This window comes from Mesorhizobium sp. L-8-10 (genome assembly GCF_016756635.1).
In the GTDB taxonomy this organism is placed as follows: domain Bacteria; phylum Pseudomonadota; class Alphaproteobacteria; order Rhizobiales; family Rhizobiaceae.
Window position 1 is genome coordinate 2,972,816 of record NZ_AP023263.1, and the last position, 12,495, is coordinate 2,985,310.

Annotated in this window: 12 protein-coding genes and 1 tRNA gene; 4 read left to right on the forward strand and 9 right to left on the reverse strand. The window is 63.6% G+C overall.

Annotated features, from left to right (window positions below; genetic code table 11):
• Nucleotides 1-45: 45 nt before the first annotated feature.
• Nucleotides 46-429 carry a rhodanese-like domain-containing protein gene (locus JN280_RS13830; protein WP_202312910.1) on the forward strand — a complete coding sequence of 128 codons (384 nt, stop codon included), beginning with the start codon at nucleotides 46-48 and terminating at the stop codon, nucleotides 427-429.
• Between the two features lie 615 nt (nucleotides 430-1,044).
• On the opposite strand, the gene JN280_RS13835 is transcribed toward JN280_RS13830, so the two are convergent.
• The 7 genes from JN280_RS13835 to JN280_RS13865 all read right to left on the reverse strand — a co-directional run bounded on the left by JN280_RS13835 (nucleotide 1,045) and on the right by JN280_RS13865 (nucleotide 8,206).
• Complete coding sequence (locus JN280_RS13835; RefSeq protein WP_202312911.1) at nucleotides 1,045-1,638, reverse strand: OmpA family protein; 594 nt, start codon at nucleotides 1,636-1,638, stop codon at nucleotides 1,045-1,047.
• Between the two features lie 41 nt (nucleotides 1,639-1,679).
• On the reverse strand, nucleotides 1,680-2,123 hold the full coding sequence (locus JN280_RS13840; protein WP_202312912.1) for a hypothetical protein: 444 nt from the start codon (nucleotides 2,121-2,123) through the stop codon (nucleotides 1,680-1,682).
• 400 nt (nucleotides 2,124-2,523) lie between these two features.
• Complete coding sequence (locus tag JN280_RS13845; RefSeq protein ID WP_202312913.1) at nucleotides 2,524-4,137, reverse strand: FGGY-family carbohydrate kinase; 1,614 nt, start codon at nucleotides 4,135-4,137, stop codon at nucleotides 2,524-2,526.
• Between the two features lie 127 nt (nucleotides 4,138-4,264).
• A complete protein-coding gene (locus tag JN280_RS13850; protein WP_202312914.1) occupies nucleotides 4,265-4,993 on the reverse strand; it encodes an SDR family oxidoreductase in 729 nt (242 codons plus the stop codon).
• Nucleotides 4,994-5,016: 23 nt separating this feature from the next.
• Nucleotides 5,017-6,270 (reverse strand): sugar ABC transporter permease, encoded by a 1,254-nt coding sequence (locus tag JN280_RS13855; protein ID WP_202312915.1) that lies wholly within the window; start codon nucleotides 6,268-6,270, stop codon nucleotides 5,017-5,019.
• Nucleotides 6,267-7,085: an ATP-binding cassette domain-containing protein gene (locus JN280_RS13860; protein WP_202312917.1), complete on the reverse strand. Its 819-nt coding sequence runs from the start codon at nucleotides 7,083-7,085 to the stop codon at nucleotides 6,267-6,269. The genes JN280_RS13855 and JN280_RS13860 overlap by 4 nt, the downstream gene beginning before the upstream one ends.
• Nucleotides 7,086-7,159: 74 nt before the next feature.
• On the reverse strand, nucleotides 7,160-8,206 hold the full coding sequence (locus JN280_RS13865; protein WP_202312918.1) for an ABC transporter substrate-binding protein: 1,047 nt from the start codon (nucleotides 8,204-8,206) through the stop codon (nucleotides 7,160-7,162).
• 273 nt (nucleotides 8,207-8,479) lie between these two features.
• Here JN280_RS13865 and JN280_RS13870 point away from each other — a divergent pair, with 273 nt between their 5' ends.
• The gene (locus JN280_RS13870) at nucleotides 8,480-9,523 is read left to right on the forward strand and encodes a substrate-binding domain-containing protein (protein ID WP_202312919.1); all 1,044 of its coding nucleotides are present in this window, start codon (nucleotides 8,480-8,482) and stop codon (nucleotides 9,521-9,523) included.
• A 102-nt stretch (nucleotides 9,524-9,625) separates the two neighbouring features.
• On the opposite strand, the gene JN280_RS13875 is transcribed toward JN280_RS13870, so the two are convergent.
• Both JN280_RS13875 and cpdR read right to left on the reverse strand, forming a co-directional pair.
• Nucleotides 9,626-9,700 (reverse strand) — tRNA-Val (locus JN280_RS13875).
• A gap of 104 nt (nucleotides 9,701-9,804) precedes the next feature.
• Nucleotides 9,805-10,167 carry a cell cycle two-component system response regulator CpdR gene (gene cpdR / locus JN280_RS13880; RefSeq protein ID WP_202312920.1) on the reverse strand — a complete coding sequence of 121 codons (363 nt, stop codon included), beginning with the start codon at nucleotides 10,165-10,167 and terminating at the stop codon, nucleotides 9,805-9,807.
• A gap of 211 nt (nucleotides 10,168-10,378) precedes the next feature.
• Between cpdR and JN280_RS13885 the strand changes: the two genes are divergently transcribed.
• Both JN280_RS13885 and hisN read left to right on the forward strand, forming a co-directional pair.
• Nucleotides 10,379-11,272: an N-formylglutamate amidohydrolase gene (locus tag JN280_RS13885; RefSeq protein WP_202312921.1), complete on the forward strand. Its 894-nt coding sequence runs from the start codon at nucleotides 10,379-10,381 to the stop codon at nucleotides 11,270-11,272.
• A gap of 311 nt (nucleotides 11,273-11,583) precedes the next feature.
• Nucleotides 11,584-12,357, forward strand: coding sequence for a histidinol-phosphatase (hisN, locus tag JN280_RS13890; RefSeq protein ID WP_202312922.1), 774 nt, complete (start codon nucleotides 11,584-11,586; stop codon nucleotides 12,355-12,357).
• The last annotated feature ends 138 nt before the right edge of the window (nucleotides 12,358-12,495 follow it).

Sequence of the window (12,495 nt, forward strand, 5' to 3'; positions counted from 1 at the left end):
TCCGCATCGGTTCTATTCTTGGACCTCTGCCCAATGGAGGAAGACATGGCCACGAGCGTCAAGGAAATGATGGCGGCGGCAAATGCCGCGGTGCCGAAGGTCTCGCCGCAGGAGGCGCGCGAGATGATATCGAAGCAAGGTGCTCTCGTCGTGGATGTTCGCGACGCGCCGGAACTGCAGGCGAGCGGCAAGGTCAAAGGCGCGCTGCATGTGTCGCGCGGCATGCTGGAATTCCGCGCCGATGCCGACACGCCCTACCACAATGCGGAGTTTCGCAAGGACCGGCCGATCATCCTCTACTGCGCTTCCGGCGGCCGTTCGGCGCTCAGCGGCAAGGTGCTGAAGGACATGGGCTACGAGAAGGTCTACAATCTCGGCGCCTTCAAGGATTGGGCCGAGGGTGGCGGCGAAGTCGACAAGCCGGCCTGACGGGGGCTGCCGATCGGTACACGCCTCAGCGCGGTCCGGCCCGCCGCGCCGGACCGATTTGCATGCTCGCCGGTTCGAGCCGGCCGGCGCTACGGTGTGGATCGAGTGGGACGCGTACGAAACAATTGCCGACCATGGGCAGCGCAACCATCGCCACCTGGCAGTAGCGCCCAGGCAATGGTTCTCCAACAGATGAGATCGAGGACGACACGCCGACCGAAGGCGAGGGATAAATAAAGCAGCCGGCAGATCGGCAATCGTCATGCCAACCGCCGGCCGCTTTTCGTTCGCCCCTGCGAACTACATCTTTTTGAACTTCAGAAGCCCGAGCCTCTCGCGCTCGGCTTCCGGGTAGGCGGCATCCCTTTCAGTGAATCCCACGTCCCGACTGGAAGTCTATCGCGCAGGTGACGGGCGGCTACCTGACCAAAAGGCGTATATGCAAGATGGCAAGCGACGAACTCCCGGGCCTCGGCCCGGGAGCCCGCCATAAGCTACGCATGCCCTTCTCCCGAAACCGGTACCCACTTTCGGGAGACATGCTTCAGCAAATTCTCAAATAGCGCCGCCCGCAATTGCTTCGAGGCGAGTCAGAAAGAACGCCTCAGCTGCTTGTCAGAGCGGACCAATATTGAGGATCGCGACACGCCGGTTGGCGCCGCTGAACGGGTCCTTTTGATCGAAGAGCTGCTCTTCCCCCAGGCCCAATGCAACCAACTGACCCTGTGGGACGCGGAACGTGTTCACCAGCATTTCCACGACCGCCGCGGCGCGTTTCTGGCTCAGTTCGAGATTGTAGGTCCGTGTTCCCTTGGCGTCTGTGTGGCCGACGACGAGGAAGCGGTCGCTCATGAGAAGCGGATGGTGAAGCGCATCGGCAATGCGTCCCACGGTAACCCAGGATTCGGGTCGGATGACGTCGGAGCCCAGATCGAACTGGATCTGAACGATGAAATTCGGAAGATTCTTCAATACGTCCGCAATAGGCGGGGCGCCGGTGGCATTTTCCGTGCCATCCGCCTGGATACGGGCCTGAATATCGCGACGAATTGATTCCGTATCGATACCGACTTTCTCGGCGGATTTGCCAGTCTGACTTAACTCCTTGATCGCCTGCCCATATGTGATCCCTTCCTGCGCGTATGACTGGCCCGCGACCGCGCCGAGAGCGAGCATCGTTGCAAGGAGTAGCGCTTCTTTACTCTTCATCTTCCGTCCCCTGATCTGCCTTTCACCTGACCGCTGCCCTGCTACTGGATCTTCGCTATCTGATCGAGCCAGCCGGCGGCCTGCAGGGCCTGCTTGCAGGCTGTCGTCAGCCTCCGGAAATTGTCCCGCCGCATCAGGCAGTGCAGTTTCCGGGCCTGCCCTGTCCCTTGGCTTGCGCAGAATTCTTTGACGTCGAAGGCACAAAGCTGCGGCGCGGCCTGCTCGGCGGCAAGGCGGGCTTCCATGTTCGTGATGAATGCGGCTGTGGCCGACTTGCAGGAAGAAGAGGCCTTTGCCTGGAGGCATGAAGCCAGCTTGCCGCTGCCCGGCCTTATGCTCCTGCAGGATTTTTCGACATCGGCGCGGCAAGCCTGCGCCCACAGCCCAACCGAATCCCCGAAGCTCATGGTCTGGGCGGCAGCCGGATGCGTGATGAAAGACGAAGCGGTTAAGCAAAGCGCGAGGCAAATTGTCTTGAATCTCATACCTTCTCTCCATTGAGTAATCCAGGCACATCACAGCTCAGCACAAAAGCCGATTCTGTTGAAGTCCAGATCGCGGCGGCGCGCCGGCGACTTTCTCGAACTGCAATTCCAATCTGCTTTTCTCAAAGTGCCCCTGAAAGTCAGCATAGGCAGATGCCGCGGGCAGATGGACGTAGTTTACGGTAGGTTACGGCGTGGGCGATCCCGCCCAAATCAAGATGCGGCCGAATGAACAGGAAGCTCGCGCATCCGGCGGCGAAGAGCCGGGTTCGAAAACTCTGCTCGTTCAATCTTTCCTGTCCGGCGGCTGTTCGACAGGACCGCTTTTCTCGACCCGGTACGAAAAGCCTCGTCCGAGATGCGCGGCCTTAGGCCGGGGCGGCTGCCTCGCTGGCCGAGGCTAGCAGCTTCTGAGCGTCTGCGCGTCGATCTGCAACCGCTTGAAACCTTCGAAGCGCCGCCGGTGGATATCGGCGATCTCCCCCTGCGCGGGCCGATAGGTGCGCTCGGCGGAGGAAAGCCTCGCCATGGCGTCGCGCATGTCCGCGAATTTTTCAGCTGCGACCGCGCCGAGGATCGCCGCTCCCAGCAGCACCGGCTCCGATGCCCTCGGTGCGACGACGGGCTTGCCGCTCGAGTCGGCCAGCAACTGGCGGACAAATTCGTGCTGGCCTGCGCCGCCGCTGATGACGACATTTTCGACCGCGGCACCTGCTTCGGCCTGGGTGTCGACGATCTGGCGCAGGCCGTAGCCAATACCGCAGAGACCGGCGACGTAGAGAGCAACGAGACTGTCGATGTCCCGCTCCATGCCGAGGCCGACGATCACGGCCCGCGCATGCGGATCGGCGTGCGGTGCGCGATTGCCGAGGAATTCCGGGACGACGTGAAGACCGGTCGCCAGCTTCACCGCTTCGCTCGGTGTGCTGCATTTCGCCGCCGCGAGATCGGCGAGCAGGACGGGCAGCGCGACGCCCTTGCGCTGCGCGAGCTCGGCGGCTTCCGCGGCCGCAGGGTGGAAACGCAGGAGCTGGTCGATCGCCGCGCCCGCCGCGCTCTGGCCGCCCTCGTTCAGCCACATGCCGGGCACCATCGCCGAATAGTAGGGACCCCAGACGCCGGGAACGAAGACCGGCCCGGCGGTGCTGGTCATGGTGCAGGAAGACGTGCCGAACACATAGCCAAGATTGGCCTGCGGCGCACCGCCGATCCCCACCGTACCGATGCCGCCGGCGTGAGCGTCGATCATACCGGCGGCGACCGCGGTCCCCGTGGGTAGTCCGAGCTCTTTCGCGGCGCGCTCGGTCAAGCCGCTGGCCAGGGCCGTACCGGGGTCGACGATCTCCTGACCGATGCGGACAAAACTTTCGTCGGCCAGTTCCTCGAGCCCGATGGTGCGGAAGTAATTCGGGTCCCAGCGGCGCTCATGCGCGAGATAGGTCCATTTGCAGGTGACCGTGCAGGTCGACCGCGCGAGGCTTCCCGTCGCACGCCAGGTCAGGAAATCGGCGAGGTCGAAGAACTGCCAGGCGGCCGCGAACACTTCGGGACGGTTTTCCTTCAGCCACAACAGCTTCGGTGTCTCCATCTCGGGCGAGATACGGCCGCCGACATATTTCAGCACCTCATGGCCCGTGGCATTGATGCGCTCGGCCTGGCCGGTGGCGCGATGGTCCATCCAGACGATGATATCGCGGTCGGCGTCTTGGGAGGGGCCGACGGGAAGGGATTTGCCGCCCGGGCCGAGCACCACCAGCGAGCATGTGGCATCGAAGCCGATGCCGGCGACGGTGTCCGGGGCAATGCCGGCATTTTCGACGGCCTCGCGAACGGAGGCGCAGACAGCCTCCCATATCTCCCGGCTGGATTGCTCGACCAGATTTCCATGTTCGCGCCACAGGGAAATGTCGCGCCTGGCCGAGGCGAGCATCCGGCCGCCGAGGTCGAAGGCACCGGCGCGAGCGCTGCCGGTGCCGACATCGACGCCGATCAGGTGGATGCCAGGCTGCTTCATGTTACTCACCCTGTTCAGATAGATGCCGGCCGGCTGTCCCGTCTCTGAATGAAATCGAGCTTCAGAGGCGAGGGGATACGAACAACGCGCTTAAAAGGGACGGGCGGCGTCGATTTCGGGAGGTCTCCTACAGGTCGACGCTGTTCGGCAGGATGACCAGATCCCGGATCGTCACATTGCGCGGCCGCGTCAGCATGAAGAGCACGGCATCCGCAACCTCCTTCGGCTGCATCAGACTGCCATTCGCCAGGGCCTCGTCCATCTTGGCCTTCGGCCAGTCGTCGAGCAGCGCCGTCACAACCGGGCCAGGAAGAACGGCGCCGACGCGGACGCCATGCTGGGCGACCTGGCGCCGCACCGTATGCACGAAGGCCTGAACCGCGAATTTCGAGGCGGTATAGATCGGCTCCCAGATGACCGGGACCACGCCGGCGATCGAACTGGTGAACAGGACGTCGCCGGATTTTTGCGCGATCATATGCGGCAGGACCGCATGGACCGAGCGGAAAGCCGCATTGATGTTGAGGTTGAGCATCCGGTCCCAGGCATCGGGGTCGCCCTCGGCGACCGGTCCGCCGATATAGGCGCCGGCATTGGCGTGGAAGATGTCGAGCCCTCCGGCCAGTTCGAGGATCCGCGGCAGGATGCCCGAAAGCTGCTTGCCGTCGAGCAGATCGACGACCAGCGGCAATGCATTCGGTCCCATCTCGGCGCAGAGCGCCTTCAGTCGATCTTCTGCCCGGTCGATCAGCACCACCTTGGCGCCTTCGCCCAGCAGCGTGCGCGCGCATTCGAGGCCGATGCCGGAGGCCGCGCCGGTAATCGCGGCCACCTTGCCTTCCAATTGCTGAGCCATAGTCCGGTCTCCGTTCTTGGTAGTCACGCGCGGCCGTGGCTGACGCGAGAGCGCCGGGCCAGCGAGTCGACGATAACCGCGGTGGCGAGGACCCCGCCGGTAATCATGTAGCGCAGCGAGGATGGCAGATTGAGCAGTGTCAGCCCGTTGGAGATCGCCTGGATGACGATGATGCCGAGCAGCGCGGAATAGGCACTGCCGCGACCGCCGAAGAGGCTGGTGCCGCCGATGACGGCCGCCGCGATGGCATTGAGGTTCACGTCGCCGGTGCCGGCCTGCTGGCTCGAGGAGGCGAGCCGCGCGGCCGAAAGCACGCCGCCGAGTGCGGCAAGGGTCGAGCAGAGCACGAAGGCGGACATGTAGATCCGCCGCACATTGATGCCCGACCGGCGCGCCGCCTCGCGGTTGCCGCCGACGGCAAACATCGAGCGTCCCCATTTGGTGCGCGTGAGGGCGTAGTTCAGAACGACGGCCAGCAGGACGAACAGGCCGAACATCCAGGGCACGCCCCGGCCGAGATTGAGATAGTAGACCGCGAATTCCAGCGCTGCCGTCAGCACGACCGCTTTGATGACGAGATTGGCGAGCGGCTGGGCGGAAAGCTTCGCATCTCGCCGCCGGTTCATCGTGGCCAGGCCGGTGACGATCAGCACCACGCCCGGAACCAGCGCCAGCAGATGCGACAGCCAGGCCGGCATGATCAGGATCTGGCCGAACCGTACGAGCGGAGAGGCATAGGGCAGATTGATCGAGCCCGTCGGCCCGAGGATGTAGAGCTGCATCCCCAGGATCGCGAGCAGTCCGGCCAGCGACGCGATGAAGCTCGGCATCCCGAGGCGATTGTAGAGGAAGGCATAGAGGGCGCCCACCGCGATGCCGGCCAGGATGGCGACGGCGATCGCGCCGGCCACGGGCCAGCCGGAATTCACCCAGAGCACGCCCACGAGCGCCGAGGCGAAGCCGCTCATCGAGCCGACGGACAGGTCGATCTCGCCCAGCATCAAGACGCAGACGATGCCCAGCGAGATCACGCCGACGGTGGCGCAGTCGAAGAGCAGGTTGACGAGGTTGTTCGGCGCCAGAAACACCGGGTTCAGGCTGGAGAACACGATGGAGATCACGATCAGGCCGACGAACACCGGCAGCATGCCGAGATCGCCCGAGCGGACCCGGTCGATGAAGCCGTTCACCGCGCCCATCAGCCCTTCGTCGTGGCGCACACGCGTGTCGCCGCGGTCGAGCGCGGGAGCTTCCTGCTGCTTGACATCCTGGTTCATAGGCTCTGCTCCTGGGAGTGGGCCTCGGAGGCCTTGCGGTCCTGACGGCGAGAGACGGCATTCTCGGTCGCGCCGGTGATCGCGGCGACCAGCTCATGGTTCGTGGTTTCGGTCGTGAACACGCCGTTGTTGCGGCCGAGCCGCAACACGACGATGCGATCGGCGACGGCGCGTACGTCCTCCATGTTGTGGCTGATGATGATGACGCCGATGCCGCGATCGCGAACGCGCTCTATGAGGTTCAGCACTTCGGCGGTCTGCGCGACGCCGAGCGCGGCGGTCGGCTCGTCGAGCATGATGACCTTGGGGTTCAGCAGCAGCGAACGCGCGATGGCGACGGTCTGGCGTTGTCCGCCCGAAAGCGAAGCGATCGGCTCGCGCACCGAAGGAATGCGGGCGGCCAGTTCCCTCAGAAGGGTCCAGGCGCGGACTTCCATCTCGACCTCGTCCAGCCGCAGCGGCGAAAGCTCGTGGCCAAGGAAGAGATTGGCCACGACATCGAGATTCTCGCAGAGAGCGAGGTCCTGGAACACCGTGGCGATGCCCATATCAAGCGCGGCCCCGGGATCGGCCAGCGCGACCTCCCGGCCGTTGAACTCGATCGTGCCCGAGGTCGGCTGGTGCACGCCGGCGAGGATCTTGATCAGTGTCGACTTGCCCGCGCCGTTGTCGCCGACGAGCGCCACGACTTCTCCGGCATGGACGTCGAGCTCGATGTCGGTCAGGGCGGAAACGGCGCCGAATTTCTTGGTGATGTTGCGCAGGCTGAGGATGCGTTCACCCCGCTGCGGGGTCACTCGGGTGTCGGTGGTCATGCCCGTTACGCCTGTGGCCGGAGGGGACGGATGCCCGGCCGGCAGGGCCGGCCGGGCAAGCGAGCGGCTGTGTTCTACTGGGTGATGCCGAGCTTCTTGCAGCCTTCGGCATATTCTCCCGTGCAGATTTCTTCGGGCTTCTGGATGCCCTTGTCAAAGATTTCGGCCTTGATGTTCTCGACAGTGACGACGGCGGGAACGAAGAGCTCGGACGGTGTATCGTAGAGCGTCGTCTTCGCCTCGGGTGTCTCGCCTTTGAGGAACTTCACGGCGACGTTGGCGGCGGCTGCCGCGACGATCTCGGAAGGCTTCGAGATCGTGTTGTACTGGTCGCCCGAGATGATCAGCTGGAGCGCGGCGATCGTGGCGTCGTTTCCGGTTACCGGCGGCAGCGGGTTCACGCCCGCCGCCTTGAAGGCCGCGATGGCGCCGCCGGCGGTGCCGTCATTGGCCGCGACCACGCCCTTGATGTCGGCGCCGAAGCGGGTGATCTGTCCCGCTGCCCATTGCTGGGCTTTCGGCGGCGCCCATTCCGGCGTGTCGAATTCCGCAAGCGTCTTGTATCCGGAGGTCTCCAGCCCGACATGGATGCCGTCGCGGATCAGCCCGGCCGCGGCATCGGTCGGCGACCCGTTGATCTGGAGAACGCCTGAGCCCTCGGCCACTCCGGTCGCCTTCATGTGCTTGACGAGCGATTCCGCAATCGCCTGGCCGATGCCCTTGTTGTCGAAGGAGACGTAGTAGTCTGCCGGCGTATCCGGGATCGGGCGGTCATAGGCAATGATCTTGACCCCTTGCGACTGGGCGAGCGTGACAAGCCCGGCCGCCGCAGCGGAATCGACCGGGTCCAGCACGATCACCTTGGCGCCCTGTGCGATGACCGAATTGAACTGCTGCTGTTGTAGCGCCACATCGGCGTTGGCGTTCTGGTAGATCACGGTGCAATTCGGGCAGAGCTTTTCCATCTCCGCCTTGAAGCCGGGGAAATCGTGCTGCTCGTAGCGGGTCGATGCCTGATCGGGCATCAGGAACGCGACGGTGGCGTCTTCCTGGGCCGACGCTGCGCCGGCAAGCCCTGCGACCAGTGCCGCCGATGCCAACAAAAGATTGCGGTAGTTCATTCTCTCCTCCTTGGTGAAAGCGGAAAAGCAAGACATGATGACGTCACCGGATCGATGACTTCGACGATCGTCGACTTCAGTCGGCGTCTGTTTCAACGGCGTGGCAACATCTGCCCGGTGCCCTGGGCGCAGCCTGCTCCACGTGTTTGAAGTTCCTCCCTATGCCAGCGTCGACTGGCGACCTTCATCGATTGAGCATCGATGCTCAATCGATGAAGCAGTGTTGCCATCAATTGGCGATGGTGTCAAGTTGCGGCAAAGGGAGTGCGATTTGTGACCGACGTCCGTCAGCCGAAGAGACCGACCATCTATGATCTGGCGGAACTGGCCGGCACCTCTGCGAGCGCTGTCAGCTCCGTGCTGAACGGGAACTGGAGGAAGCGCAGGATCAGCAGCCAGCTTGCCGAAAAGATCACGCGATTGGCCGAGGAGCAGGGCTATGCGCTGAACATGCAGGCGAGCCTGCTGCGCCGCGAGAAATCGCACATGATCGGCATGATCGTCCCCAAATACGACAATCGCTATTTCGGATCGATCGTGGAGCTGTTCGAGGACATGGCTCGCACCAGGGGGCTGTTCCCGATCATCACCTGCACGCGCCGCGACCCGGAACTGGAAGTGGAAGCCGCGCGAGCGATGCTTTCCTATCAGGTCGAATGTATCATCGCGACCGGCGCGACCGATCCCGACAGGATCACCGAGATCTGCTCGGCGGCCGGCGTGCGCAGCATCAACCTGGACCTTCCAGGATCGCGCGCGCCGTCGGTCATATCGGACAATTTCGGCGGCGCGCGCGAACTGACCAGGCGAACCCTGCGGAATTGCGAACGAAGCTTCGGGCGGATGGAGCCGCTGATCTTCGTCGGCGGCCGCGGCACCGACCATAACACCTCGGAGCGCGTGAGAGGGTTCCGGACCGCGCATGAGGAAATGGGGGTGGACGTCGACGACAGCCATATCCTTACCTGCGGCTACGCGGCCGCAAAGGCCGAGCGTGCCTTGATCAATCTCGTCGAGGGCGGCGCGGCCTTGCCCCGGGGCATGTTCGTGAACTCGACGATCTCGCTGGAAGGCGTGCTGCGCTGGATCCGGGAGCGCAGGATCGATGGCCCTTTCGAGCCGGTGCTGGGATGCTTCGACTGGGACCCGGTCGTGCAACTGCTCGACGACAAGATCGAGATGGTGCGGCAGGACGTGCCGACCATGCTCCAGGCGATCTTCGGGATCATCGAATCCGGATCGACCAGGGAAGATGTCGTCCAGGTGCCGACCTTGTTCTTTGGTGCCAGCGCGCAGGGCGGTGCGCAGCAGGTGTGATCTGCGGAGGGCGGAAGGCGAGCGTCGGGACGCATCAAGAGTCGATTTTGACACCCGGAGGCGCGGTCGTCGCCCAAATGCTTTGGTCTTTCCGGGAACGAATGGTGGGCGTGACAGGGATTGAACCTGTGACCCCTACGATGTCAACGTAGTGCTCTCCCGCTGAGCTACACGCCCATTCGCGATGGCGCATACACCACTTTTGATCGGACACGTCAATAGTGGTTGATCGTCAAATGCACAGGCTGCGACAGCCTGTGCACGATCCGCCTTGGCGGCGCTCAGGCCGCCTTCAGCATTTTCTCGACCTCGTTGACGAGATCGCGCAGGTGGAACGGCTTCGACAGCACCTTGGCATCCTTCGGCGCCTTCGAATCGGGATTGAGCGCGACCGCCGCGAAGCCGGTGATGAACATGACCTTCAGGTCCGGGTCGATCTCGGTTGCCCGGCGGGCGAGCTCGATGCCGTCCATCTCGGGCATCACGATGTCGGTCAGGAGCAGCGAGAACGGCTCCTCGCGAAGCCGCTCGTAAGCACTCGCCCCATTGTCGAAGTCGCTGACGTCGTAGCCGGCGCGCTCCAACGCCTTCACCAGGAAACGGCGCATGTCGTCATCGTCTTCCGCCAGAAGAATTCGTGCCATAGGGTCCCGTCCGACTCATTCTCGAGCCTGCTGCCCGGCAGGCCCGTTAACCATCAGCCATATGAATAGGCGACGGTAAAGATCAAGTGAATGGCGAAGGTGTGGCGGGCGGCCGGACATGCCGAAACGGCAGGTCCCGCGCACTGGACAGGAGCCTGTGCCGGTGGCAGGTTCGCTTCATGTCCGACACCATTTCCCGGCGTATCCGCCGATGACCAGCGTTGCCGACGACTTCTCCGTGATCCGTCCTTTCGAGATCAGGGCAAGCGCTGAACAGCGTGTCCCCTTCGTCTTCAACTCGCCCCATAGCGGCCGGCACTATCCCGACCGCTTCCTTGCCATGACGCGGCTCGACCGCAATCAGATCCGCCGCTCGGAAGACTCCTTCGTCGATCAGCTCTTCGCGGGCGCCGTGGCCCTGGGCGCGCCCATGCTGGTCGCCAATTTCCCGCGCGCCTATCTCGACGCGAACCGCGAGCCCTGGGAACTCGACCCCCGCATGTTCACCGAGCCGGTGCCTTCCTTCGTCAACATCCGCTCGGCGCGTGTGGCAGGTGGCCTCGGCACGGTGCCGAAGCTGGTCGGGGAGGGGCTCGACATCTATCCCGGAAGGTTGCCGCTGGCCGAGGCGGTCGACCGCATCGAGATCGTCTACAAGCCCTATCACGAGTGCCTGAAGCTGCTGATCTCCCATACCCATGCGCGCTTCGGTTCGGCCGTGCTGATCGACTGCCATTCCATGCCGGCGAGCATCCGCGTCGGTGATACGGGCGTCCGGCCGGATTTCATCGTCGGCGATCGTTTCGGCGCCTCGGCGCCGCCGGCACTGACGGAGCACGCGATAAGCCTTCTTACCGCGATGGGCTACACGGTCGCGTACAACAAGCCCTATGCGGGCGGCTTCATCACCGAACATTACGGCCGTCCGGCGCGCGGCCTGCACGCGCTGCAGATCGAGGTCAATCGCGGTCTCTACATGAACGAGCGGACCTTCGAGAAGGGCGTCGGCTTCGACGCGCTGGCCGACGACCTCACCCGCTTCGTCGCCGATCTGATGGCGTTGCCGGAGCACCATATCGATGTGCCGCCGCTCGCTGCCGAGTGACAGGGGCCGAGTGACAGGGGCCGAGTGACTGGGGCCGAGTGACTGGGCGATCCGTGGCCGGCCGGTGTCCGGCTGCCGCTCGGACTCAAAAAAAGACCGCGCCGAGGCGCGGTCGAAGTCTAGGGAGGAAACGCCCAAGGAGGGCATGGACAGGAGAACCTGTCCGATAAGCAGCGTATGGTGCGGCGCACAAAAGTCAAGCCGACTTCAGGCTTTTTTAATTCACTGTGATGTGGCAAATGCGCTGTGATCCGCCTGAGTTGCATTTGTGCAACAATTTGGGCTGCTCAAAAAATGATCAGGATGCGGGCATGCTAATCGAAACCGAATTCATGAGGCGCATTGCCGCCGCCGCCGCGGCCGAGACGCTGCCGCGTTTCCGCCAGCAGGGGACGGTCACGAACAAGCTCGCCTCCGGCTTCGACCCGGTGACGGAGGCCGACCGTGAGGCCGAAAGGGCGATCAGGGCTCTGATTCGCCACGAATATCCCGACCACGGCATATTGGGCGAAGAGCATGGCGGCGAGAACATGGGGGCGAACCATGTCTGGGTGATCGATCCGATCGACGGTACCCGCGCCTTCATCTCCGGCCTGCCGGTATGGGGAACGCTGGTGGGGCTTACATCGGGCGGCGATGCCGTGGCGGGCCTGATGTCGCAGCCCTTCACCGGGGAACTCTATTTCGCCGATGCCAGAGGCGCCTTCTACGAGGGGCCTGGCGGGGATCGCGTGCTCGCCACCCGCAAGACAACGACGCTCTCGGACGCCACGCTCACCACGACGACGCCTGCCCTGTTCAAGGGCGAGGGGCGCCAGCGCTACGACCGGCTGGAGCAGGCGGTGCGGCTCGCCCGCTACGGGATCGATTGCTACGCCTTCGCCATGGTCGCCGGCGGCAGCGTCGACATCGCGGTCGATGCCGGCCTGCAGCCTTACGACATCGTGGCGCTGATCCCCATCATCGAAAAAGCCGGCGGCGTCATCACCACTTTCGACGGCGGGCCGGCGGAAAAGGGCGGCGACATCCTGGCGGCAGCGACGCCTGAACTGCATGCGGCGGCGATGGAGTATTTGAGGCGGTGAAATAGTGAATGGTGAATGGTGAATGGTGAATGGTGAATGGTATAAACGATGGTCCTTGTGATTTTTCCTTGGCCTCGGAACTAGATATTATTATCTCCCATTCACCATTCACCATTCACCATTCACCATTCACCATTC